Source organism: Nonomuraea sp. B208, assembly GCF_057536035.1.
The window spans coordinates 36,074-60,353 of sequence record NZ_BAAJOU010000003.1; the positions used below are offsets into that span (position 1 = coordinate 36,074).

Annotated in this window: 15 protein-coding genes and 1 pseudogene; 10 read left to right on the top strand and 6 right to left on the bottom strand. The window is 73.2% G+C overall.

Annotated elements, in window-relative coordinates:
- The first annotated feature begins 1 nt into the window (after nt 1).
- Nucleotides 2-775, top strand: a complete 774-nt coding sequence (locus AC27IY_RS01515) for an enoyl-CoA hydratase-related protein (RefSeq protein WP_423473215.1) — start codon at nt 2-4, stop codon at nt 773-775.
- Nucleotides 776-782: 7 nt separating this feature from the next.
- Here the strand turns inward: AC27IY_RS01515 and galK are convergent, their stop codons facing one another.
- Complete coding sequence (gene galK, locus AC27IY_RS01520) at nt 783-1,895, bottom strand: galactokinase (protein ID WP_487176874.1); 1,113 nt, start codon at nt 1,893-1,895, stop codon at nt 783-785.
- 43 nt (nt 1,896-1,938) lie between these two features.
- Between galK and AC27IY_RS01525 the strand changes: the two genes are divergently transcribed.
- The gene (locus AC27IY_RS01525; protein WP_487176875.1) at nt 1,939-2,799 is read left to right on the top strand and encodes a 1-aminocyclopropane-1-carboxylate deaminase/D-cysteine desulfhydrase; all 861 of its coding nucleotides are present in this window, start codon (nt 1,939-1,941) and stop codon (nt 2,797-2,799) included.
- Here AC27IY_RS01525 and AC27IY_RS01530 read toward each other — a convergent pair.
- The 3 genes from AC27IY_RS01530 to AC27IY_RS01540 form a co-directional block, all read right to left on the bottom strand.
- A complete protein-coding gene (locus AC27IY_RS01530; protein ID WP_487176876.1) occupies nt 2,733-3,404 on the bottom strand; it encodes a DUF6766 family protein in 672 nt (223 codons plus the stop codon). The two genes, AC27IY_RS01525 and AC27IY_RS01530, sit on opposite strands and share 67 nt — an antisense overlap.
- A gap of 79 nt (nt 3,405-3,483) precedes the next feature.
- Nucleotides 3,484-3,870, bottom strand: coding sequence for a hypothetical protein (locus AC27IY_RS01535; protein WP_423445124.1), 387 nt, complete (start codon nt 3,868-3,870; stop codon nt 3,484-3,486).
- Between the two features lie 52 nt (nt 3,871-3,922).
- Complete coding sequence (locus AC27IY_RS01540) at nt 3,923-4,471, bottom strand: hypothetical protein (RefSeq protein WP_364451415.1); 549 nt, start codon at nt 4,469-4,471, stop codon at nt 3,923-3,925.
- A gap of 92 nt (nt 4,472-4,563) precedes the next feature.
- Between AC27IY_RS01540 and AC27IY_RS01545 the strand changes: the two genes are divergently transcribed.
- From AC27IY_RS01545 to AC27IY_RS01555, 3 genes are all read left to right on the top strand, one after another.
- Nucleotides 4,564-5,283, top strand: coding sequence for a TetR/AcrR family transcriptional regulator (locus tag AC27IY_RS01545; RefSeq protein WP_487176877.1), 720 nt, complete (start codon nt 4,564-4,566; stop codon nt 5,281-5,283).
- Nucleotides 5,276-7,768 carry a PEP/pyruvate-binding domain-containing protein gene (locus tag AC27IY_RS01550; protein WP_487176878.1) on the top strand — a complete coding sequence of 831 codons (2,493 nt, stop codon included), beginning with the start codon at nt 5,276-5,278 and terminating at the stop codon, nt 7,766-7,768. Before AC27IY_RS01545 ends, AC27IY_RS01550 begins: the two co-directional genes overlap by 8 nt.
- A gap of 132 nt (nt 7,769-7,900) precedes the next feature.
- Nucleotides 7,901-9,847, top strand: coding sequence for a GTP-binding protein (locus AC27IY_RS01555; protein WP_487176879.1), 1,947 nt, complete (start codon nt 7,901-7,903; stop codon nt 9,845-9,847).
- Here AC27IY_RS01555 and mgtA read toward each other — a convergent pair.
- Entirely contained in the window at nt 9,793-12,480 is a 2,688-nt protein-coding gene (gene mgtA / locus AC27IY_RS01560) for a magnesium-translocating P-type ATPase (protein WP_487176880.1), read from the bottom strand. The two genes, AC27IY_RS01555 and mgtA, sit on opposite strands and share 55 nt — an antisense overlap.
- Before the next feature lie 239 nt (nt 12,481-12,719).
- On the opposite strand from mgtA, the pseudogene AC27IY_RS01565 reads away from it, so the two are divergent.
- The 5 genes and pseudogenes from AC27IY_RS01565 to AC27IY_RS01585 all read left to right on the top strand — a co-directional run.
- Nucleotides 12,720-13,775: pseudogene (locus AC27IY_RS01565) on the top strand (NAD(P)H-dependent oxidoreductase subunit E); the annotation flags it as partial.
- A 345-nt stretch (nt 13,776-14,120) separates the two neighbouring features.
- Nucleotides 14,121-14,363 carry an NADH-ubiquinone oxidoreductase-F iron-sulfur binding region domain-containing protein gene (locus AC27IY_RS01570; RefSeq protein WP_449945387.1) on the top strand — a complete coding sequence of 81 codons (243 nt, stop codon included), beginning with the start codon at nt 14,121-14,123 and terminating at the stop codon, nt 14,361-14,363.
- Nucleotides 14,360-17,032: a formate dehydrogenase subunit alpha gene (fdhF, locus tag AC27IY_RS01575; RefSeq protein WP_487176881.1), complete on the top strand. Its 2,673-nt coding sequence runs from the start codon at nt 14,360-14,362 to the stop codon at nt 17,030-17,032. The genes AC27IY_RS01570 and fdhF overlap by 4 nt, the downstream gene beginning before the upstream one ends.
- Nucleotides 17,033-17,221: 189 nt before the next feature.
- Complete coding sequence (locus AC27IY_RS01580; protein WP_487176882.1) at nt 17,222-18,613, top strand: glycoside hydrolase family 43 protein; 1,392 nt, start codon at nt 17,222-17,224, stop codon at nt 18,611-18,613.
- Entirely contained in the window at nt 18,610-21,843 is a 3,234-nt protein-coding gene (locus tag AC27IY_RS01585; RefSeq protein ID WP_487176883.1) for an MGH1-like glycoside hydrolase domain-containing protein, read from the top strand. Before AC27IY_RS01580 ends, AC27IY_RS01585 begins: the two co-directional genes overlap by 4 nt.
- 47 nt (nt 21,844-21,890) lie before the next feature.
- On the opposite strand, the gene AC27IY_RS01590 is transcribed toward AC27IY_RS01585, so the two are convergent.
- A complete protein-coding gene (locus tag AC27IY_RS01590) occupies nt 21,891-24,140 on the bottom strand; it encodes a pectinesterase family protein (protein ID WP_487176884.1) in 2,250 nt (749 codons plus the stop codon).
- Between the last annotated feature and the right edge of the window lie 140 nt (nt 24,141-24,280).

Sequence of the window (24,280 nt, forward strand, 5' to 3'; positions counted from 1 at the left end):
CATGTCGGAACTCGTGCTCTCAGCCGTCGACCAGGGCGTGCTCACGCTCACCTTCAACCGTCCCGAGACGCTCAACGCCTGGACGGACGCCATGGGGCGGCGCTACTTCGACCTGCTGGAGGAGGCCGAGCGGGACCCCGCCGTACGGGCCGTGGTCGTCACCGGGGCGGGCAAGGGCTTCTGCTCGGGGGCGGACTTCAAGACCCTGAGCGCCATCCAGACCGGCGCCTACGACGAGAAGCCGGACCCGCGGCCCAACACCTTCCCCACGAGCATCGCCAAGCCGGTCATCGCGGCCGTGAACGGGGCCTGCGCCGGGCTCGGCATGGTGCACGCGCTCGTCTGCGACCTGGTCTTCACCGCCGAGGACGCCAAATGGACGACCGCGTTCCCGCGCCGCGGGCTTGTCGCCGAGTACGGCCTGTCATGGGTGCTGCCGCGGATCGTGGGCCAGCAGCGGGCGATGGACGTGCTGCTGTCGGGGCGGGTGTTCACCGGGCGGGAGGCGTACGAGCTGGGGCTGGTCAACCGGGCGGTGCCCGGGGACGGCGTGGTGGCCGCCGCCCAGGAGTACGCGCGCGAGCTGGCCGCCCACAGCTCGCCCGCCTCGATGTCGGTGATCAAGCGCCAGGTGTGGCGGGACTGGGACGTCACGCTGGAGGAGTCGGCGAAGACGGCGACGCAGGAGATGCTCGCCTCCTTCGGCCGCCCGGACTTCGCCGAGGGCGTGGCGAGCTTCCTCGAACGCCGCCCCCCGAACTTCCCCGCCCTGTAAGAAAGGGTCAGGCCAGGCGGTGGGCGCCGCGTGCCGGGGTGGCCGGCAGGAAGCGCGGCGCCTGGAAGCCGCGTTCGGCGTAGGCGGCCGAGACGGAGTCCTGGACGGACTGCAGGCGGTCGTCGGCGACCAGCGCGACGGCCGAGCCGCCGAAGCCGCCGCCGGTCATCCTGGCGCCCCGCGCGCCGCCCTTGAGCGCGGCCTCCACGGCGAGGTCCAGCTCGGGGGAGGACACCTCGTACTGGTCGCGCAGCGACAGGTGGGAGGCGTTGAGCAGGGCGCCGATCTCGGTGACGGCGCCCGCCCGCAGCAGGCCGATCAGCGCCTCGACGCGGTGGTTCTCGGTGACGACGTGCATGGTGCGCTTGCGCTCGGCCCCGCTCAGCCGGTCCAGGGCGCCGGCCAGGTCGGTGACGTCGCGCAGCGCGGGCACGCCGAGCTTGCGGGCGGCCGACTCGCACTCGGCGCGCCGCTTGGCGTACTCGCCGCCGGCGTGCTCGTGGTGGACCTGGGTGTCGATGATGAGGATGCTCAGCCCGTGCGCGGCGAGGTCGAGCGGGATGGTGCGGGAGGCGAGCGAGCGGCAGTCGAGGAACAGGGCGCGCCCCTCCTCGCTCAGCGCCGACGCGGCCTGGTCCATGATGCCGCAGGGCATGCCGACGAAGTCGTTCTCCGCCTTCTGGCCGAGCAGGGCGAGCTCCATGGGCGTCATGCCGAGCTGGTGCAGGTCGTTGAGCGCGGCGGCGACGGAGACCTCCAGGGCGGCGCTGGAGCTGAGCCCCGCGCCCTGCGGGACGTCGCCGTCGATCGCGATGTCGGCCCCCGCCACGCGGTCGCCGAGCATCGCGAGGACGCCGACGACGTAGCGGGTCCAGCCCTTGGCCTCCTCGTGGGTGGCGAGCGTGACCGGCTCGCCCGGCGACTGGAGCGAGAGGAGGCGGACGGTCCGGTCGGCGCGCGGGGTGACGGCGGCGGTCACGCCCCAGGGCACCGCGAACGGCAGCACGAAGCCGTCGTTGTAGTCGGTGTGCTCGCCGATCAGGTTGACCCGTCCCGGCGCGCGCCAGACGGTCTGGGGGTCCGCACCGAAGGCGGCGCGAAAAGCTTCAACAACGCGCATAACCCAACACTCCTCAACAAGGGCCCGACCGTAGACTAGCGCCATGGAGGAGCTCCTGGATCCAGGGCTCGGGCAGGTCCGGGTGTTCCTGATGCGCGACGACAACAAACCGCGCAAGCTCAAGTACAACCTGGGCCACCGCAGGATCCTCGCCTTCGGCGGCGCCTGGTCCAACCTGATCGCGGCGGTGGCCGAGGCGGGGCTCCGGCACGGCATCGAGACGATCGGGGTCATCAGGGGCGAGGAGCACCTGCCGCTCAACCCCGTGCTCGCCCGCGCACGCGAGTGCGGCATGACCCTCACCTACCTCGACCGGGCCACCTACCGGCGCAAGCACACCGAGGAGGTGCGGGCGGCGCTGCGCGCCCGGTTCGGCGCGGACGTCGCGATCCTGCCCGAGGGCGGCAGCAACGCGGCGGCCGTGCGCGGCTGCGCCGAGCTGCCCGCCGGGATCGGCGTCCCGTACGACGTCGTGTGCTGCCCCGTCGGCACCGGCGGCACGCTGGCCGGCATCGCGGCCGGGCTGCCCGAGGGCAAGCGGGCGCTGGGGTTCGCCGTGCTGAAGGGCGCCGCCTTCCTGGAGGGGGAGGTGGCCAGGCTGCAGCGGGAGGCGTACGGACGGACCTGGTCCAACTGGGTGATCGACCTCGACCACCACTTCGGCGGCTACGCGCGCACGACGCCGGAGCTGACGGAGTTCGCCGCCCGGCACGGCGTCGAGCGCGTCTACGTGGCCAAGATGCTCCTCGGCGTCGTCGATCTGGCCAGGCGGGGCGTCCTCGCGCCGGGCACCCGCGTCGTCGCCGTGGTCACCAGCCCGCCCGAGGCCCCGGATGCTCAGCTTTCGACCCCGGTCGCGGCGTGCGCCGCGCCGACCGGCTTCGACTCGGACGAGCCGCGCTGACGCAGGTAGATCGACAGCACCACCATCGACAGCACGGCCAGCAGCTCCGACTGCCAGTTCTGCAGGCTGCGGTTCCAGAACTCGGGCGAGGTGACGTACGAGCCCCAGGACACCGGGTCGCGCAGGTCCGCCAGCCGCTGGGAGTTGTAGGCGGCCTGCCCGGCGACCGACTGCGCGGCCCACGACAGCGCGAAGATCAGGCCCATCACCAGGCCGAGCGAGTTGCCGAACAACCACAGCCGCAGCCCGTGCGAGCGCGCCCAGCGCGGCGAGTCGGGCGCGGCGTACGCGCCGACCTGCTGCTCCTTGTCGGACTCGCCACCGGCGTCCTCGACGGCCTTCGACTCGGTCGAGCCCTTCTGCACCAGCCAGACGGTGAGCGCGATGTAGAGGAAGAACTGCAGGTACTCCGACTGCCAGTTCTCCGCGACGTTGACCGCGAAGTCGGAGGAGGCGACGTACTCCCAGAGAGAGACGGGCTGGTCGCCCATGGCGCGCTGGTGGTCGTTGAAGTCGAGCCGTCCGGCGACCGCCTGGCCGGCGAGGGCCAGCAGGAACATCACCAGGAAGGCCAGGGACAGCGAGTTCTCCTTGATCCACTTCATAGCCTGGACCACCCCACGGCGAAGAACCACGCGAGCCCGACCACGATCAGGACCGTGGTGATCGTGAACATCACCCGCATCAGTCCTCCACCTCGCACTCATAAGGCAGGTCGCGCACGGGCTCGCAGCCGGCGGCCCGTACCCGCCAGCCGTCGCCGAATCGGTGCAGGAAGAGCGTGTCGCCGGCCAGCCGCACCTGGGCGTTGTCGCCCCACACGCGCACGTCGGTGACCGCGCCGCCGGGGCCGAGCTTGAGCTCGCGCAGCGCCTCGGCGCAGGTCTGGCCGGGATCGGGGAGTTTGTCGGCGGTCTTGGGGGCGAGCAGCTCGCACGCGGCGTCGTCGCGGGACGCGGCGAGCTCGGCGTGGAAACGCTCGGCCGCCCGCGCCGGGGCCGCGGTGTCCGGGGCGCAGCCGGTCAGGGCCAGCGCCACTCCCAGCGCCGGCGCGACGAGCGGGATCTTCATGGCACGCTGCTACCCCCCGATCACGCGAACATGCTGCGCGGGCGGCGGGGGGTCAGCGCCCGAGCTGGTCGAGCACGGGACTGACCAGCGCGTCGAGCTCGCGGGCGAGCACCGTCACCGCGCGGCGGGCGTGCTCCTCGACCTCGTCGTGCGGGCCCTCGGGCTCGGGCGGCAGGTCGCCGAGCGGCAGCGGCGCCTCCACCAGCAGGGAGGCGCGCAGGAACGGGACGCGGGCGAGGTCCTGCTGGGACGGCTCGACGTACTGGCCGAAGGTCTCCTGCCAGCCGAGCCAGCCGCGGTCGCGCCACCAGGCGCGCGAGCGGGTCAGCTCCTCCGGCAGCGGGGAGACGAGCCGGACGCGGGCGTAGAGCGTTCCGTCCCAGGTGTTGCGGTGACAGGTCGCCTCCAGCACGCGGCGGTCCCACCGCACGTAGCCGGGGGTGAGCGAGGGCGGCGTGGCGAGCCGCCACGCGGTGCACGCGAACCTGACGGGGGCGATGTCCCCCCACTCGAACTCGTCCAGGTTCTTGCGCACGTGGACGGCGTAGCGCCCGTCGCGGTCCCTGTCGAAGTCCTGGTCGATCCAGAACGCCTTGGCCATGCACCCCACGCTACGGCCAGGACCCGGGAACGGCTTGCTCTTGATTGATTGACCGGATAGTTTCATCCAGTCAAACAAACGGGGGGAACCGGATGGCCAAAGCCGGACGACCGCCGCAGGACCCGGCGCGCCAGCTCGAACGCGCGCACCGCATCCTCGACGCCGCCGCCGAGCTGATCCTGCGCTGGGGCTACGACAAGACCACGATCGACGACGTGGCCCGCCGCGCCGGCGTCGCCAAGGGCACGATCTACCTGCACTGGAGGACCCGCGACCAGCTCTTCGCGGCGCTGCTGCGCCGCGAGCGGGTCCACCTGTTCGACGGCATCAGGGCGAGCGCCCCGGCCACGCTGCCCGAGCTGTTCGGCGGCCTGGTCCGCGAGACGCTGAACCGCCCCCTGCTGCGCGCGGTCCTGCTCGGCGACGACGAGGTGCTGGGCAAGCTCACGCGCATGAAGCGGACCAGCCGCACCGGCCTGGAGCTGGGCGGCCCCTTCGACACCTACATCGCCCGGCTGATCGGGCTCGGCGCGGTGCGCGCCGAGCCCGGCGACCACCTGACGGTGATCAGCTCCATCGTGTACGGCTTCATCGCCCTGCCGGACCTGCTGCCCGAGAGCGCGCGGCTGCCCGACGAGCGGATCGCCGCATTGGTGACCGACACCGTGGAGCGGGCCATGTCCACCGGCCGCGCCCTGCCGGAGGCGGACCGGCGGGCCGTCGCCGAGGCGACCGCGGACATCCTGGACGCCATGGAGGAGGTCGCCCGCCGCCGGCTCGCGGCCTCGCTCGGGAACGAGGAGTGTGAGTGACGTGAACCTGGTGCTGCCCTTGGACGACCCGGCCGCCGACCTGGCCCTGGCGGGCGGGAAGGGGGCGTCGCTGGCCCGGCTCGCGCGGGCCGGGCTCCCGGTGCCTCGCGGGTTCCACGTGACGACCGCGGCGTACCGCGCGTTCGTGGCGGGCTTCCGCGACGAGATCGACCCGCGTGACCCGGAGGGCGCCGCCGCGCTGTTCGCCCGGCACGAGATCCCCGAGCAGGTCGCGGCCGCGATCAGGGAGGCGTACGCGGGGCTCGGCGACGACGTCGCCGTGGCGGTGCGCTCCTCCGCGACCGCCGAGGACCTGCCGGAGCTGTCCTTCGCCGGCCAGCAGGACACCTTTCTCAACGTCCGCGGCGACGGCCTCCTGCCGGCGGTCCTGCGCTGCTGGGCCTCGCTGTGGAACGCCCGCGCGATCGCCTACCGCGACAGGAACGGCGTCCCGCACGACGACGTGGCGCTCGCCGTGGTGGTGCAGGAGCTCGTGGACGCCGACGCCGCAGGGATCATGTTCACCGCCGACCCGGTGACCGGCGCGCTCGACGAGACCGTGATCAACGCCTCCTGGGGGCTCGGCGAGGCCGTCGTCGGCGGGCAGGTCACCCCGGACACGCTCGTGCTGCGCGGCGGCGCGGTCGTCCGCGAGCAGGTCGGCGACAAGACCGTCATGACCGTGCGCACGCCCGACGGCACCGAGGACCGGCCGGTCCCCGCCGAGCTGCGCCGCGCCCCCGTGCTGAGCGCCGCGCAGGCGGCCGAGCTGGCCGCGCTCGGGACGCGCGTCCAGGACCTGTACGGCGTCCCCATGGACGTCGAGTGGGCCCGCCGCGCCGACGGCACCCTGGCCGTCCTCCAGGCCCGCCCGATCACCGGGCTCAGAGCGCGCCCGGAGGAGTGGAACGACAGCCTCAAGGGCGAATACCTGTGGACCGCGGGCAACCTCGGCGAGGCCATCCCCGACGTGATGACGCCGATCACCTGGTCGTACGTGCGGCTGTTCATCCACGAGGCGATGTCCGCCTCGGCGCTGCCCGGCTTCGACATGGTCGGCAACATCGGCGGCCGGTTCTACATGAACCTCAGCACCGTCCACACGATCGCGGCCGCGATGGGCATGGCCAAGCGGACCTCCGCGACGGAGAACGTCTTCGGCAAGCTGCCCCCGGGACTGGACGTGCCGAAGGTGGCCCTGTCCCGCTGGGAGATCATCAGAAGGGTGCTGCCGATGGCGGTGGCCCTTCAGCGGCGGGTCCGTACGAACCTCAAGGCCATGCCCGCCTTCCTGGCCTCCTCCCGGCGGCGCTGCGAGGAGCTGCGCGCCCGCGTCGCCGCCACCCCCACCGCCCCCGAGCTGGCCGGGCTGTGGGAGCGCGAGATCCGCCCGCACGTGGTCACCGCCTGCCGGATGCTGGAGGCGGCCGGCCGCCAGGGCGGCGGCACCCTCGTCTGGACCCGCGACAAGCTGCGCAAGCTGGCCGGCGAGGGCGACGCCGAGGCCATGCTGTCCGGCGTCGACGCGGGCGGCGGGCTCGCCAGCATGGGCCTGCTCCTCGGCCTGTCCCGGCTGGCCCGCGGCGAGATCACCCGCGAGGAGTTCGCGGCCGCGTACGGGCACCGCGGGCCGCACGAGTTCGAGGTGTCGAAGCCGCGGCCGGGCGAGGACCCGGCGTGGATCGACGCCCAGCTCGCCGGGCTGCGCGACCTGCGCACCGACACCGAGGCGCTGCTCGCCCGGCAGGAGCGGGCCAGGGAGGAGGCGTGGGCCCGCTTCGCCGCCCGCCACCCGGGCCGGGAGGCGCGGATGCGCGAGCGGGTGCGCCGCTGGGGCGCGGTCGTCCGCGACCGGGAGGAGGCGCGCTCGGAGACCATGCGCGCCTTCTGGGTGCTGCGGGCGTTCACGCTGCGCGCGGGGGAGCTGACCGGGCACGGCGACGACGTCTTCTTCCTGTCCCTGGAGGAGCTGCTCGGCCTGCTGCGCGGCGACGCCGCCGGCCTGGACCGGGTGCCGGCGCGGCGGGCCGCCTACGAACGGTACGCGGCGCTGCCGCCGTACCCGGTGCTGATCGTCGGGCACTTCGACCCGGTGCGCTGGGCGGCCGACCCCGACCGGCGGGCCGACGTGTACGACGCCCGCGGCGGCCTCGCCCCCGTCGGCGACGCCGTGACCGGCTTCCCCGGCGCGCCCGGCGTGGTCGAGGGCGTCGCCCGGGTGCTCGCGGGCCCGGACGAGGGCGACCGGCTGAAGCCCGGCGAGATCCTCGTGACGACGCTGACCAACGTGGGCTGGACGCCGATGTTCCCGCGCGCCGCGGCCGTCGTGACCGATCTCGGCGCGCCGCTGTCGCACGCCTCCATCGTGGCCCGCGAGCTCGGCATCCCGGCCGTGGTCGGCACCGGCAACGCCACCATGCGCCTGCGCGACGGCGACCGCGTCCGCGTGGACGGCGAACGCGGCACCGTCGAGCTTCTCGGCTGACTTTTAATCGGTTGCCCCCGGGCCGGGCCCTCTGGTCTGCTGGCCGGGAACCCCAGGAAAGGAGCAGAAAATGCGAGCGACTGTCGTGTCCCTCCGTCACAGGACCGCACCCATCGAAGGACATGACGTTCGTTGCATACGCTCAACCTGGGAATTCTCGCGCACGTGGACGCGGGCAAGACGAGCCTGACCGAGCGGCTGCTGCTCGCCGCCGGGGTCATCGACGAGCTCGGCAGCGTCGACGACGGCAGCACCCAGACCGACGCGCTCGACCTGGAACGCCGGCGCGGCATCACCATCAGATCGGCCGTGGTCTCGTTCGCCGTCGGCGACACCACGGTCAACCTCATCGACACCCCCGGCCACCCCGACTTCATCGCCGAGGTCGAACGGGTGCTCAACGTGCTCGACGGCGCGGTGCTCGTGGTCTCCGCCGTCGAGGGCGTGCAGGCGCAGACCCGCGTGCTCATGCGGACGCTGCGCAGGCTCGGCATCCCCGCGCTGGTCTTCGTCAACAAGATCGACCGCCGGGGCGCGCGGCCCCGCGCCGTGCTGGAGGAGCTGGCCTCCCGGCTGGCGCTGCCGGTCGCCGCCATGGGCGAGGTCGCCGGTGCGGGCACCCCGGAGGCGGCCTTCGTCCCGTACGGCGGGGCGGAGCTGCTCGACGTGGTCACGCTGCACGACGACGCGCTGCTGGCGGCGTACGTGCGGGGCGGGGCCGTGCCGCCCGCCCGGCTGCGGGCCGCGCTCGCCGCCCAGACCCGCGCGGGCCTGGTGCACCCGGTGTTCTTCGGCTCGGCCATCACCGGGGCCGGGGTGGACGACCTGGTGGCGGGCGTGCGCGAGCTGCTGCCCGCCGCCGGCGGCGATCCCGGCGGGCCGGTCTCGGGGGCGGTGTTCAAGATCGAGCGCGGCCCGGCGGGCGAGAAGCTCGCCTACGCGCGCCTGTTCTCCGGGACGCTGCGCGTCCGCGACCGCCTCCGCCTGCCGGGCGGCGGCGAGGCCCGCGTGACCGGCATGGACGTCCTCAGCATCCCCGCTTCCCGCGGGTCCGTCGCCGCCGGTCAGATCGCCCGCCTGCGGGGTCTCGACGCGGTACGGGTCGGCGACCCGCTGGGCGAGCCGCCGCCCCGGGGCGGGGAGGGCCACTTCGCGCCGCCCACCCTGGAGACCGTGGTGCGGCCGGCCCGCCCCGCCGACCGGGGCGCGCTGCTGCTCGCCCTGACCCGCCTCGCCGAGCAGGACCCGCTCATCGGCCTGCGCCAGGACGACGCGCGCGGCGAGGTCTCGCTGACCCTCTACGGCGAGGTCCAGAAGGAGGTCATCCAGGCCACCCTGCTGGAGGAGGACGGCCTGGAGGTCTCCTTCAGGAAGAGCACCACGATCTGCGTCGAGCGCCCGCTCGGCTCCGGCGCCGCCGTCGAGCTGATCGCCGTGGACCCCAACCCGTTCCTCGCCACGGTCGGCCTGCGGGTCGAGCCGGGCCCGCCGGGCGGCGGGGTGGCGTTCCGGCTGGAGGTGGAGCTGGGCTCGCTGCCGTACGCGTTCATGCGCACCATCGAGGAGACCGTGCACGAGACGCTCCGGCAGGGCCTGCGCGGCTGGCAGGTGATCGACTGCGTGGTCACGCTCACCCACTCCGGCTACTGGGCCAGGCAGAGCCATTCGGGCGGCGTGTTCGACAAGAGCATGTCGAGCACGGCCGGCGACTTCCGGGCCCTGACGCCGCTGGTCGTCATGGAGGCGCTGCGGCGGGCCGGGACCGTGGTGTGCGAGCCGGTGCACCGCTTCACGCTGGAGCTGCCCGCCGACACGACCGGCGAGGTGCTGCCGGTGCTGGCCCGGCTCGGCGCGGTCCCCCGCGCGCAGGGGCCGGGCCTGATCGAGGGGGAGATCCCGGCGGCGCGGGTGCACGAGCTGGGGCAGCGCCTGCCCGGCCTGACCCGGGGGGAGGGGGTGCTGGACAGCGCCTTCGAGCGCTACCGCCCCGTACGCGGCCCGGCCCCCGCCCGCCCCCGCCTCGGTCACGACCCGCTCGACCGCAAGGAGTACCTGCTGCGCGTGCGGCGGCGGGTGTGACCGCCAGGCGGGAGGGCGGCCGGGATGGTGAAGCGGTGGGCCCTGCGGTGCGCGGCGTGGGCGGGCGTACGCTCACGCCCGGCGGGGGCCGGGGGCAAGCCCCGGTAGAACCAGAGCTTGGCGAGCTCGATGAGCACGAGATAGGCGGCCACCATCAGGGCGAGGACGAGGAAGAACGGCCCCGGCAGCGGCCGGAAGCCCAGGGCGGCGGCGAAGGGCGCGGCGGGGATGAGCGCGCCGACGGCGACGACGCCCAGGGCGGCCAGCAGCAGCGGGACGCTGGGCCGGCTGCGGAGGAAGGGCACCCGCCTGGTGCGGATGGCGAAGATCACCAGGACCTGGGTGGCGAGGGACTCGACGAACCAGCCGGTGCGGAACAGCGGCGGGCCGGCCTGGAAGAGGCCTAGCATGACCGCGAAGGTGGCGAAGTCGAACAGCGAGCTGATCGGGCCGAAGAACAGCATGAACCGCCGGATCAGCCGCACGTCCCAGCGGGAGGGCCGCCGCAGCCGCTCGGGATCCACGGTGTCGGTGGGGATGGCGAGCTGGCTTGCGTCGTAGAGCAGGTTGTTGAGCAGGATCTGGGACGGCAGCATCGGCAGGAAGGGCAGGAACGCCGAGGCCGCGGCGGCGGAGAACATGTTGCCGAAGTTGCTGGAGGTGCCCATCAGGACGTACTTCATGGTGTTGCCGAAGATCCGGCGGCCCTGGAGGACGCCGTCGGCCAGGATGTCGAGGTTCTTCTCCAGCAGCAGCACGTCGGCGGCGTCTTTCGCGACGTCGGTGGCCGTCTCGACGGAGATGCCCACGTCGGCGGCGTGCAGCGCGAGCACGTCGTTGACGCCGTCGCCGAGGAAGGCCACGTCCAGGCCGCCGCGCCGCTGGACGCGCACGATGCGGGCCTTGTGCTCGGGGGTGACGCGGGCGAAGACCGTGCTCTGCTCGATGAGCGTGGCCAGGTGGGCGTCGTCGGCCGCCTCGACGTCCTGGCCGGTCAGCACCCGCCCGCCCGGCAGGCCGAGGTCGGCGCACAGCTTGGCGGCGACCGTGGGGTTGTCGCCGGTGAGGACCTTGACGGTGACGCCGAGGCCGGTGAGGCGGTCCAGCGCCTGCGGCGCGCCGGCCTTGGGCGGGTCGAGGAAGACCAGGAGGCCGCGGAAGGTGAGGTCGTGCTCGTCGGCCGGGGTGAGCGTCGTCCGCCGGGCGTCGGCTCCGCGCAGCGGCCGGGTGGCCACCGCCACCACGCGGTTGCCCGCGGCGAACTCGGCTTCGAGCACGGCCTTCGCCTGGTCGCCGATGGGGGAGCTGCGCTCCAGCACGGCCTCGGGAGCACCCTTGGTGATGATCACGCGGTGGCCGTCGTCGTCCTCGACCAGCACGGACGCGGTACGCCGCTCGTGGTCGAAGGGCACGAGGGCGAGCCGCCGGCAGCGGGCCGCCGACGCCCGCAGGACGCCGGCGGCGGGGGCCTCCCACAGGGCGGCGTCCAGGGGATTCCCGCCCGCGACACGGCCCTGCCCGTCGGAGGCGGCGGCCTCGTTGCACAGCAGGCCGAGTACGAGCACGTCGTCGGCGGGGCGTCCGTCCGGGCCGAGCGAGCGCATGAAGCTGATCCGACCCTCGGTGAGGGTTCCGGTCTTGTCGGTGAACAGCACCTCGATGTCACCCAGGTCCTCGATGCAGACCAGGCGTTTGACCAGCACCCGGCTTTGCGCCAGGCGCCGGGTGCCGGCCGCCAGGCTGGTCGAGACGACGGCGGGCAGCAACTGCGGGGAGATGCCGACGGCGATCGCCAGGGAGAACAGCAGCGCGTCCAGGACCGGGCGGTCCAGGACGAGGTTGATGGCGAAGATGGCGGCGGTGAGCGCGGCGGCGACCCGTACCAGCAGCATGGAGAACCTGCGCAGCCCGATCTGGAACTCGGTCTCCGGGTGGCGTTCGCCGAGCCGGAGCGCGATCCGCCCGAACTCGGTCCGTCCCGCCGTCGCGACGACGACGCCGGTCCCGGACCCGGCGTGCACCACGCTGCCCATCAGGGCGGAGCTTCGCAGGTCGGCCAGTGCGGCGCCGGCGCTCACGGCCTCGGAGGTCTTCACGACGGGCATCGACTCGCCGGTCAGCACCGATTCGTCGCACTCCAGCTCCGTCACCGACACCAGCCGCAGATCGGCCGGCACGATGTCGCCCAGCCGCAGCTCCACGAGGTCGCCCGGGACCAGGGAGGTCACGTCGGCGAGCCGGGGCCGGCCGTCGCGCCGTACCAGGCAGCGGTGCCGGATCTGGGAGTGCAGCGCCTCGGCGGCCTTCTCCGCGCGGTATTCGTTGACGAACCCGAGCCCGACCGAGGCCGCCAGGATGACCCCGATGATCAGGGCGTCCGACCGTTCACCGAGGAAGAACGACGCGGCCGCGGTGACGGCGAGCAGGACCAGCAGGGGCGAGCGCAACTGACGGGCCAGCACCGCGGCGCGGCGCGCCCGGTGGGTGCGCAGCGCGTTCGGCCCCACCGTGGTCAGGCGGCGCTCGGCCTCCGCCTGGCTGAGGCCGCCGGTCGTGCCGCCCAGCCGGGCCAGCACCTCGTCCACCGGCAGCGCCGCCGCGGTCCCGACCTCCAGCGCGTCCGCCCCCGTCACGTCACCTGCCGGAGGCGGCTCATCGCCGGCCGGCCTGGTCGTCTCTCACCGTCGCCTCCCGTCCGGTCCTGCCGGAGGAGCTTCCCCGGGCCCGCCGGTACGAGTCCCGCTGCGGAGGAAACTCTTGCCCTCCCTTCGTGTCTCGGGTGTCCGATATGAAGGAAACGGGCATGCACAATCCGTGAAGCCACCCTTTTGACGCGTTCCGCGCCCTCGCCGATCGGCGCGGACGGCCGGGCGCCCGGCTGCTCGACGCGCTCGCCGCCGCTGCCGCCGAGCACGCGGGACCGCCCGCGAGGTGGGCGCCCGAGGTCGCCCGCAGGTTCCGGCTGCCCGCGGCCGCCGGGCTCGGGCCCGCCACCTACTTCGCCGACCTGGCGACGCCGCACGGACGCCGCCACGTGCGGGTCTGCACCGCTACGGCCTGTTTCGCGGCCCAGGCGGGCCGGCACCTGCCCGCCGTCGAGCGCGCGCTCGGCGTCACCGCCGTCGAGCGCGCGCTCGGCGTCACCGCCGACGACGACCGCGACCCGGACCCCGGCGTGTCCCTGCGGACCGTCCGCTGTCTCGGTTACTGCTACGGGGGACCGGCCGCGCTGGACGGCGTGACGGCCTGCGCGGGGCCGGACCTCGCCGACCAGCTCGCCGGGCGCGCCCGGCCGCACGCGCCGCCCATCCCGGCGGCCGACGCCACGGGCGACCCGGTGGTGCTCGCGGGCGTCCTGGGCGACGAGGACCCGTGGCTGATCTGGGCGGAGACCGTGAGCCGGCGAAGCCCCGAGGTGGTCCGGTCGGAGGTGGCGGCCTCCGGGCTGCGCGGCCGAGGCGGGGCCGGCTTCCCCGTGGCGGCCAAATGGGCGGCGGCGGGCGGCTCGCCGGACACCGTGGTGATCGCCAACGGCGACGAGGGAGACCCCGGCTCCTACGCCGACCGGCTGCTCATGGAGGCCGATCCGGCGCGGGTGCTCGCGGGCCTGGCGCTGGCCTGCTTCGCCTGCGGGGCGCGTCGCGGACTCGTGCTGGTCCGCTCGGAGTATCCGCGGGCGCTGGCACTGATGCGGGAGGCGGTGGAGCGGGCCCGCGCGGACGGCCATCTCGGCCGCCGGCCGCACGGCGGCGGCGCCGACCTGGAGATCGAGGTGGTGGCGGGCGCCGGCTCGTACGTCGCCGGCGAGGAGACCGCGCTGATCGCCGAGCTGGAGGGCGGCCGAGGCTGCGCGCGGGCCCGGCCTCCGTACCCCACCGACCGGGGACTGTGGGACGCCCCGACCGTGGTCAACAACGTCGAGACGCTGGCCGCGGTGCCGTGGATCGTCAGCCGCGGCGGCGCCGCCTACGCCCGCCGCGGCACGCCCGGGGAGACCGGCACGAAGCTGGTCTGCCTGTCCGAGCGGTTCGCCCGTCCCGGCTGCCACGAGGTCGAGCTCGGCACCCCGGTCCGGCGGATCGTCACCGAGCTGGGCGGCGGGCTGCGGGACGGGGCCGGGCTGGCGGTGCTGCAGGTCGGCGGCCCGCTGGGCGGGTTCCTCGCCGAGGAGGAGCTGGACGTCCCGCTCACCGAGCGGGATCTGGCGGGCCTCGGCGCGGCGCTCGGCCACGCCGGGCTGGTCGCCGTGGACGGGCGGATCGAGCCCCTGGACGTGCTCAGGCACGTGTGGGAGTTCGCCGCGGCCGAGAGCTGCGGCGCCTGCTCGCCCTGCCGGGTCGGTTCGCGGCGAGGGCTGGAGCGGGTGCGCTCCGGGGTTCCTCCTGGCGACGCCTACGGCCGCATGCTGCGGGTGATGGGCGAGGCCAGCCTGTGCGCGTTCGGCCGGCGGCTGCCGTACGCGGTGCGCGGCCTGGTCCGCGCCTACGGGGAGCGGCTGCGGGGGTGGGGCGGATGAGGGTGACCGTGGACGGCCGTCCGGTGGACGTCCCCACCGGGGCGTCGCTGCTGTCGGCCGTACGCGCGGCCGGCCTCGGCGTGCCCACGCTCTGCCATGACGACCGGCTCACGCCCGTCGGCTCCTGCCGGGCCTGCTCGGTGCGGGTGGGCGGGCGCGTCGTGGCGGCCTGCGTCACCCCGGCGGCCGAGGGCGCCGAGGTGACCGTCGAGGGGGAGGAGCTGCGCGGCCTGCGCCGGGACGCCGTGGAGCTGATCGTCTCGGTGCTTCCGCCGTACGCGCTGGACGGCGACGGCGAGCTGGCCAGGACCTGCCGGGAGCTCGGCATCGGCCCGGAGAGCGCCGGAGGCGGCGCGGAAAGGGGCCGGGACGACAGCCATCCGTTCGTCCGGCTCGACCGGGACCTCTGCATCGCCTGCGGCCGGTGCGTACGCATGTGCGCCGAGGTCCAGGGCACGTTCGCGCTCACGTTGACCGGCAGGGGATCGGAGACCGTGGTCGCGCCGGGCACCGGCGGCCTCTGGGCGGACTCCGACTGCGTCTCCTGCGGGGGCTGCGTGGACACCTGCCCGACCGGCGCGCTCACCGAGCCGGGACTGCCCGCGGGGTCCTGGCTGGGCGCGCTCACCAGTACCCGCACCACCTGCGGGTACTGCGGCGTCGGCTGCGCCCTGGACGTGCTCACCCGCGACGGCGAGGTCGCCGCGGTACGCCCGGCCGGCGACGGTCCGGTGAACCGCGGCCACGCCTGCGTCAAGGGCCGGTTCGCCCACGGGTTCCTGCGGGCCGGCGACCGGCTCACCCGGCCGCTGCTGCGCGGGCGCTCCGGCCGCCTTGAGCCGGTCAGCTGGGAGGAGGCGCTGGCGCACATCGCCCGCGGCATCCGCGACGCCGTCGCCGGGGCGGGGCCGGGCTCGGTGGCGGCGATCTCCTCGGCCCGCTCGACCAACGAGGAGAACTACCTGCTCCAGAAGCTCATGCGCGCGGTCGTCGGCACCAACAACATCGACAACTGCTCCCGCCTGTGCCATTCGCCGTCGGCCGCCGGGCTCACCGCCACGTTCGGCCTGGCGGGCGGCACCGACGCCTTCGAGGACGTGGAGCGGGCCGACTGCCTGCTCGTGGCCGGCGCCAACCCCGCCGAGGCGCACCCGGTGGTCGGCGCGCGGCTGCTCCGTCAGGTGCTGGGCGGCGCGCGGCTGGTCGTCGCGGACCCCCGGGCCGTCGGGCTCGCCCGCCACGCCGACGTGCACCTGAGACCCCGGCCCGGAACGAACGTCGCCCTGTTCAACGGGCTCGCGCACGTCCTGCTCGCCGAGGGCCTGATCGACGAGGACTTCCTGCGGCGCCGCGCGGCCGGGCTGCCCGAGCTGGCCGCGGTCCTCGACGACCACCCGCCCGGCCGGGTGGCCGCGATCACCGGGGTGCCCGAGGCGGACCTGGTCGCCGCCGCGCGGCTCTACGGCCGGGCCGAGCGCCCCGCGATCCTGTACGGGCTCGGCGTGACCGAGCACCTGCACGGCACCGACGGCGTACGGACGCTGGCGAACCTGGCGATCCTGCGCGGCGCGGTCGGCACCGGGCGCGGGTTCGGCGTGAACCCGCTGCGCGGCCAGAACAACGTCCAGGGCGCCTCCGACATGGGCGCGCTGCCCGACCTGCTGCCCGGTTACGGCAAGGTCCGCGACCCGGTCGCGCGCGGCAGGGCCGAGCAGGTGTGGGGTGTCCGGCTGCCCGACCACGACGGCCTGCGGATCCCGGAGATGTTCGCGGCGGCCCGCGCGGGAGACCTGCGGGTGCTGTGGATCGTGGGGGAGGACGTGGCGACCACCGACCCCGACGCCAACCGGGTCGTCGAGGCGCTGGAGTCCTGCCCGCTCGTCATCAGCCAGGAGCTCTTCCTGTCCGAGACCGCCCGCCGCGCCGACGTGGTCCTGCCGGCGGCCTCCTGGCTGGAGAAGGACGGCACCTTCGTCAACTTCGACCGGCGCTTCCAGCGCGTACGCCCCGCGCTCGCGCCGCCCGGCGAGGCACGCGCCGACTTCGCCATCGTGCACGCGGTCGCCGCGGCGCTCGGGGCGGACCTGGGCTGCCCGACGCCCGCCGCGGCGCTGGCGGAGTGCGGGCGGGTGGCTCCCGTCTTCGCCGGGATCTCGCACGAGCGGCTGGACCGGGAGGGAGCCGTGCCCTGGCCGTGTCCCGAGGCCGGCCGGCCCGGGGTGAGCCGGCTCTACCAGGACCGTTTCGCCACCGCCGACGGGCTGGCGCGGCTGGCCGCGCGTCCCTACCTGCCGCCGGGCGAGGCCGCCGACGACGACTACCCGCTGATCCTCGTCACCGGCCGTCGCTGGGCGCACTACAACTCCGGCACCATGACCCGGCGGAGCGGCGCCGTCGCGATCGACCCGACGGACCACCTCGACCTGCACCCCGCCGACGCGGCCCGCGCGGGCCTCCGCGACGGCGATCCGGTGCTCGTGGAGAGCCGGCACGGGCAGGCCACGCTGACGGCGCGGGTCACCGAGGAGGTCCTGCGCGGCCAGGTCTTCTGCGCCTTCCACTTCGCCGCCAGCCGGGTGAACGCGCTGATCTCCAGCCACGCGGACACCGTCACCTCGTGCCCCGAGTACAAGGTCACCGCCGTATGTCTCCGAAAGCCTTTTCGGTGAGATCGAATCGTAACATGACGCTCGCTCGCTGATCAGTGGTGGTGAGTTCTCAGAGTCGCAGGTAGGGGCGCATGCAAGCCATAGCAGTGACGCATTGACAGCCCGCCGCCGCCGGTTTACGTTCCCGAAAACCTTTTAGGTCTCCTCGGAATGGATGTTAGCGCTAACAGAAAAGGGAGCACACCCCCCATGAGACGACGACGGGCGGCGGCCCTCGCCGCGGCACTCCTGCTCCTCCTCCTCGGCACCGCGCCCCCCGCGCTCGCGGGCGCGCCGATCACCACCGCGATCTACACGGCCGACCCGGCCGCGCTGGTCGTGAACGACACCCTGTACCTCTACACCGGCCACGACGAGGCCCCGACCGGCGGCACCAACTTCGTCATGCGCGACTGGCACGTCTTCACCTCCTCCGACGCCGCCACCTTCACCGACCAGGGCGCCAAGCTGGCCATCTCCAACTTCTCCTGGGCCGGCGCGGACGCCTGGGCCGGCGAGGTCGAGCGCGGCGCGGACGGCAAGTACTACTGGTACGTCCCCGTCAACGGCAACGGCGCCGGCTGGATGGACATCGGCGTCGCGGTCGGCGACACCCCGCTCGGCCCGTTCCGCGACGCCAAGGGCGGCCCGCTGGTCAGCGACAGCACCCCCAACTCCTCGCCGCTCAACATCGACCCCACCGTCTTCACCGACGACGACGGCCAGGTCTACATGTACTGGGGCTCCTACTACGGCCTGCGCGCCGCCCGCCTCACCAGCAACATGACCTCGCTCAACGGCTCCGTCATCACCCCGAGCGGCGTGACGAACTTCTGGGAGGCCCCCTGGATGTTCAAGCGCAACGGCGTCTACTACCTCGCCTACGCCGCCAACGACTCGGCCTGCTCCGCGCCCGGCTACGCCTGCATCCGCTACGCGACCGCGAGCAACCCGCTCGGCCCGTGGACGCACCGCGGCGTCGTGCTCGACCAGGTCAGCTCGACCACCAACCACCCGGCGATCATCGAGTTCAAGGGCCAGTGGTACATGGTCTACCACAACGCCTCCAGCCCCGGCGGCGGCAACTTCCGCCGCTCGGTGACCATCGACAAGCTGTACTTCAACGCCGACGGCACCATGCAGAAGGTCGTGCAGACCGGCGGCCCGGTCACCCCGGGCAACCTCGCCGCGAGCGCCACCGCCTCCACCTCGTACGTCTCCCCGTGGGAGACGCTGGCCGCGGTCAACGACGGCTACACCCCGGCGAACTCGGCCGACCACAGCCACGGCGCGTACGGCAACTGGAACCACCAGGGCACCGAGTGGATCGAGTACCGCTGGCCGACCGCCCAGACGGTCTCCCGCTCCGAGGTCTACTGGTTCGACGACGACCAGGGCATCGACCTGCCCGCCTCCTGCCGGGTGCAGTACTGGACCGGCAGCGCCTACGCCGACGTCCCCGGCCAGTCGGGCTGCGGCGTGGCCGCGAACACCTTCAACGCCACCACCTTCCCCGCGATCAGCACCACCAGGCTCCGACTGAACATCACCTCGCGCACCGGCTATTCGACCGGCGTCCTCGAATGGAGGGCCTTCTCGTGAGACGTGTCCTGACCGCTCTCCTGCTGGTCGCGGGCCTGGTCGTGGCGGGCGCCCCGGCCAACGCCGACCAGACCATCGGCTATCCGACCTTCAGCGGCCCGGCCGTCCCGGCCCCGCCGGGGACGTACACGACCGGCAACACGATGCGGGCCATTTACGACGCCGAGAGCTCCGGCACCGACTTCTGGATGGACCGGCTGCTCGCCCGGCCCGGCAACGACCCGGCCGGCACCTGGCTGATGACGCGCGGCCGGGCGCTGTTCATGAAGACGCACACGCCCGGCACGCTCGGCTTCGCGGGGCAGGTGGCGTACTGGGAGAGCATCAGCAACGCCAACGCGTTCACCGTGGCCGTCACGCCCGGCACCTTCACCGAGCAGGTGAACTCCCGCTGGCAGGCGCCGAGCCACTGGAAGAGCCGGCACACCTCGGGCTCGGTGACGATCGACCAGACCAAGTTCATCACCGACAACAACGTGGCCGTCGCCAACCTCGCCATCACCAACGGCGGCTCCGCCTCGACCACGCTGCAGCTCCGCGCCACCTCGCCGTACGCGACCACGGGCAGCGGCAGCGAGCTGACCGGCCAGGTCAACGCCTACAACAACCTCACCACGCTCTACCCGAGGCTCACCGGCGACGGCTTCACGGTCTCCAGCGGCGGCCTCAACCGCTCGGTCACCGTCGCCGCCGGCGCCACCGTGACCGTCAAGGTCGTGATGGGCTTCGTCACCAACGAGATCCCGGCCTCGCGCACCGAGTACGACGCCTACGCCGGCTACACGCCCGCCACCGCGTTCGCCACGCACGTGCGCGCGTACAACCGCTGGTGGGCCGACAACGTCCCCTACATCGACGTGCCCGAGCCCGGCATCAAGAAGAACATCTACTACCGCTGGTGGCTGATGCGCTACAACCACCTCGACGCGGACATCCCCGGGCAGACCTTCCAGTTCCCGACGTCGATGGAGGGCGTGCTCGGCTACAACAACGCCATCGCGCTGACCCAGCCCATGCACATCGACGACCTGAAGTACCTGCGTGACCCGGCCTACGCCTACGGCGACTGGCTCAGCGTCGGCCAGACCTCCAAGAACGGCCGCTTCCTCGACAACCCCGGCGACCCCGAGAACTGGTCCAACAGCTACACCCAGTACATCGCCGAGGCCGCGTGGAAGAGCTACCAGATCCACGGCGGCCAGCCCGGCATCGCCGCCAACCTCGCCCGCTACGCCGAGCAGGACGTCAAGGGCCAGCTCTCCTACTACGACACCGACAACAACAAGCTCATCGAGTACGACTGGGGCGCGCTCACCGGCAACGACGCCGACGCCGTCTCCTTCCACTGGAAGCCCGGCCGCATGGACCGCGCCGAGTCCGCCTACCAGTACAGCGGCGCCCTCGCGGCGGCGCAGGCGTACGAGGCCGTCGGCAACACGGCCAAGGCCACCGAGATGCGCAACCTCGCCACCCAGATCCAGAACGCCATTGTCGGCGTGCTGTGGAACCCGGGCCGGCAGCTGTTCGAGCACCGGCTGAAGTCCACCAACGAGTGGGTGCCGTGGAAGGAGATCAACAACTACTACCCGTTCGCGGTCGGCGCGATCCCGAACACGGCGACGTACAAGCAGGCGCTGCGCCTGTTCGACGACCCCGCGCAGTACCCGATCTTCCCCTTCTACACCGCCAACCAGGCCGACAAGGCGGCCTCGGGCACCGGCAGCAACAACTTCTCCACGATCAACTCGACCGTGCAGTTCCGGCTGCTCTCCTCGGTGCTGCGCAACTACCCGAACGAGTGGATCGACCCGACCTGGTACAAGAAGCTGCTCTACTGGAACGCCTGGGCCCAGTACGTCGGCGGCAACACCCAGTGGCCCGACGCCAACGAGTTCTGGGCCGACTGGAACGGCTCGTCCATCACCTACCGCTCCTGGATCCACCACAACATCCTGGGCAGCAGCAACTGGACCGTGATCGAGGACGTCGCCGGCCTGCGCCCGCGCAACGACGCCAAGGTGGAGCTGTCGCCGATCAACATCGGCTGGTCCCACTTCACCGTCAACAACCTGCGCTACCGCAACGCCGACCTGACCATCGTCTGGGACGACCCGGCCGACGGCGTCGTGCGCTACCCGGGCGTGCCCCAGGGCTACTCGATCTTCATCAACGGCAGCCGCGTGGCCACCGTGTCGTCGCTGGTGCCGTTCACCTGGGACCCGGCCACCGGGGCCGTCACCACCTCCGGCACCGTCTCCTACAACGTCGCCGTGCCGGGGCTGCAGGCGCCCGCCCAGGTCAGCCAGACCAGCGCCCGCATGGTCGATCTGCTCGCCAAGGCCGGCGTCGACCTGACCGCCGACCTCGCCAACCTGGCCGCCGGCGCCACCGCCACGGCCTCCACCACCGCCTCCGGCAGCACCACGGCCGGCGCCGTGGACGGCTATCCCATCAACGAGCCGTTCTGGGGCGGCACCACCGCGGGCCAGGACTGGTACGAGCTCAACTTCGGCACCGCCCGCACGTTCAACGAGGTGCGGCTCTACTTCAAGGACAGCCGCCCGGCCAGCACGACCTACCGGGCCCCGGCCTCCTACGACATCCAGTACCACAACGGCAGCGCCTGGGTCAGCGTGCCCTCCCAGGCGAAGAACCCGGCCACGCCGCGCGCCAACTACAACGTGGTGCAGTTCCCCGCCGTCACCGCGCAGCGGGTGCGGGTGCTGGCCACGGCCGCCTCCGGCGCGCGGACCGGCCTCACCGAGATCAAGGTGCACAACAGGGGCGGCGTCCAGCCGTCCGCCAACCTCGCGACCTCCGCCACGGCGAGCGCGTCCAACACCTCCTCCTGGGAGAGCGTGGCCGCGGTCAACGACGGGATCGACCCGCCCTCGTCGAACGACACCGTCAACCCGCGCTGGGGCTGCTGGCCGGAGACCGGGCAGCAGTGGGTGGACCTGACCTGGTCCTCCTCGCGCACGCTCAACCGGGCCGAGGTGTACTTCTTCGACGACGAGCAGGGCATCGACATGCCGGCGTCGTGGAAGCTGCAGTACTGGAACGGCAGCGCGTACGTGGACGTGCCCGGCGCTTCGGCGTACACGCTGACCAAGAACGCCTACAACAACGTGACCTTCACCGCGACCGGCACCACGCGCCTGCGGGTGCTGCTCACCGGCAACGGCTCCAGCAGCGTCGGGCTCCTGGAGGTGAAGGCGTACGGGTCCTGAATTCCCTTGATCGACGAGGGCCCGCCGACCGGCGGGCCCTCCCGCTCCTACAGGTGCCGTCCCGCGCCCGCGCCGGCCGGCACCAGCGCCTTGAGCGCCCTGGCCGGATGCTTCCTGCCGGCCAGGGCGGGCGTCCAGCCGGCGTCGGCGCCGAGCGCGGCCCCGCTGGCCGCGTTGTAGGCCGCCACCAGGTCCGCCGGCCGGCCGTCCACGAGGTTGTCCCGCGCGGTGATCGCCGTGCCGCCGAAGACGGTCAGCACCTTCGCCGCCGGGACGCCGTCGAAGGCGTTGGCCTCGGCGTACACCCGCGAGCCGACGCCCACGCCGATGCTGTAGACGTGACCGGGCCCGCCGGTGACGTAGTTGTTGTAGACGTGCACCTGCCCGAAGCGCACCCGGGGCGTACGCTGCCCGAGGCCCTCGAAGTAGTTGTGGTGCAGGGTGACCTTGAGCTTGTCCTCCTCGGCGTAACGCGCCGGGTTGTCGGTGTTGCCGATGAGCATGACCTTGTCGTGGTCGCTGAGGTGGTTCCAGGACAGCGTCACGTAGTTGGAGCCGCGCACGACGTCGAGCAGCCCGTCGTGCACCTGGTACGGCCGCCCGAAGTACAGCGGCTGGCCCGAGTCGGGGTTGTCGCCGTCGTTCAGCGTGTTGTGGTCCAGCCAGACGTGCGTGGAGCCGGAGACCTCGACGTTGTCGAACGAGGCGTTCCAGTTGCCCTCCGCGCCGTCGGTCGGGTCCCACTGCGGGAAGCAGTCGGAGGTGTCGGTGATGGTGAGGTTGCGGACGATGACGTTGTCGGCGCCGCTGATCCGCAGGCCGAAGCTCTTCAACGCGGCGTCGCGGCCGAGGCCGGCCAGGGTGACGTTGGAGCCGATCGTGACGGTGACGTGCTCGGCCATCTTCGCGTACGACGCCTTGCGCGCCTCCTCCAGCGGCCCGGACGGCACGCTCGTCCTGCCCCACACCGCCGGGTCGTAGGCGGCGAGGTAGGCGTCCAGGCTGTAGCCGTCCACGGCGTAGTCGGCGCAGGTCAGCGGGCGGCCGGAGTCGTCGGTGTCGGCGTCGATGGCGCCCTTGACGTAGACGATGCGCGGCGTGTTGTCGGCCGGGTCGCCGAGCGCGGCCTTGAGCTGGGCGCGGGTGCTGACCACGTGCACGTTCTCGGGGCGGGCGGCCGACCCGCCGGTGGTGCCCGTGGTGGCCGCGGCCCAGCCGTCGTTGGCGGGCAGCACCTGGCGGCCGAGCTCGTGGAGCCCGGGGCGCGGCGGCGTGCGGCGCACCGGGTTCCAGCCGTCCGCGCCCGCGAGGTAGCGCTCCGGGGTGAAGGCGGCGGCCTGCGCGGGCGTGAGCGCCGGCCGGTCCACGCCGGCCGACGCGCCGGGCCCCTCGTTGTGGTACTCCGACAGGCGGGCGTCCCGCCAGCTCAGCCCGGACATGTCGGTCCAGGGGGCGTCCTTGACGTGCTGGCCCAGCCACGACTCGCGCACCAGCACCTGGCCGCGCGCCGTCGCCGAGCCGCCCGCCGGCCACGGGCGGCCGAGGTGCACGCTGCGCGCCGGGGCGTCGCTGACCAGGTGGCTGCGGTAGATGAGGAAGCCGTAGGGGTTGGTGACCTCGGTGCTGGCGGCGGTGACGTAGCCGTTGTTGTCGGCGCTGCCCCGGTCGAGCGATCTGATCACGCAGTTGTCGAAGACGGCGGTGGCGCGGCCGAAGATGAAGTCGACGTCGCCCTCCACGTGGCAGTCGCGGAAGTACTGGCGGGCGGTCGTGGTGGCGGAGGCCGTGTTGGCGTAGAGGGTGTCCTGGTTGCCGAGGAAACGTACGTTCTCGTAGACCTGGCGGTCGCCTGTGGTGCGGACGGCGACGGCCTGGCTGGGGCCGTTCGCGGCCTCGTCGTAGGCGTTCTCGAAGGTGAGGTTGCGGGCGGTGAAGTCGGGGGCGCTGATCACGTACGACGCGCTGCCCGAGGTGCCGTACGGGCCCGAGCCGTCCGGCTTCGGCGTGGCGGCGGAGACGTCGAAGGTCAGCACCACCTCGCGCGGGTCGCGGGTGTCCCCGACGAGGGAGATGTACGGCTTGTCGGGCGGGATGACCACCTGCTGCCGGTAGGTGCCCTTGCGGACCAGGATCGTGACCGGGCGGGTGTTGCCCGAGGGGACGGCGTCGACCGCGGCCTGCACGGTGGTGTGGTCGCCGGTGCCGTCGGCGGCGACCACGATCGTGGCCCGCCCCTGGGCTTCGGCGGGGGTCGCGGTGAGGGTCAGCAACAGGGGGAGGAGTAACAGAAGTCGCATGCGCAACCTCGCAGAGGGTGGTGCGGCAATCGGTTGCATGAAACGTTCGCGCAACCCCGCTGACCCGTCAATGGATGCAGTAAAACTGCATGTTTGCTGCAACAAGCGGTTGCAGGAGTGTTGACCGCCCTGCCGTCCGG

Bases quoted from the DNA above. Each gene is read 5' to 3' on its own strand.
- AC27IY_RS01515 (WP_423473215.1), top strand. From the start codon at position 2: ATGTCGGAACTCGTGCTCTCAGCCGTCGACCAGGGCGTGCTCACGCTC.
- fdhF (WP_487176881.1), top strand. From the start codon at position 14,360: ATGAGGGTGACCGTGGACGGCCGTCCGGTGGACGTCCCCACCGGGGCG.
- AC27IY_RS01580 (WP_487176882.1), top strand. From the start codon at position 17,222: ATGAGACGACGACGGGCGGCGGCCCTCGCCGCGGCACTCCTGCTCCTC.
- AC27IY_RS01525 (WP_487176875.1), top strand. From the start codon at position 1,939: ATGGAGGAGCTCCTGGATCCAGGGCTCGGGCAGGTCCGGGTGTTCCTG.
- AC27IY_RS01545 (WP_487176877.1), top strand. From the start codon at position 4,564: ATGGCCAAAGCCGGACGACCGCCGCAGGACCCGGCGCGCCAGCTCGAA.
- galK (WP_487176874.1), bottom strand. From the start codon at position 1,895: ATGCGCGTTGTTGAAGCTTTTCGCGCCGCCTTCGGTGCGGACCCCCAG.
- AC27IY_RS01535 (WP_423445124.1), bottom strand. From the start codon at position 3,870: ATGAAGATCCCGCTCGTCGCGCCGGCGCTGGGAGTGGCGCTGGCCCTG.
- AC27IY_RS01530 (WP_487176876.1), bottom strand. From the start codon at position 3,404: ATGAAGTGGATCAAGGAGAACTCGCTGTCCCTGGCCTTCCTGGTGATG.
- AC27IY_RS01590 (WP_487176884.1), bottom strand. From the start codon at position 24,140: ATGCGACTTCTGTTACTCCTCCCCCTGTTGCTGACCCTCACCGCGACC.
- AC27IY_RS01540 (WP_364451415.1), bottom strand. From the start codon at position 4,471: ATGGCCAAGGCGTTCTGGATCGACCAGGACTTCGACAGGGACCGCGAC.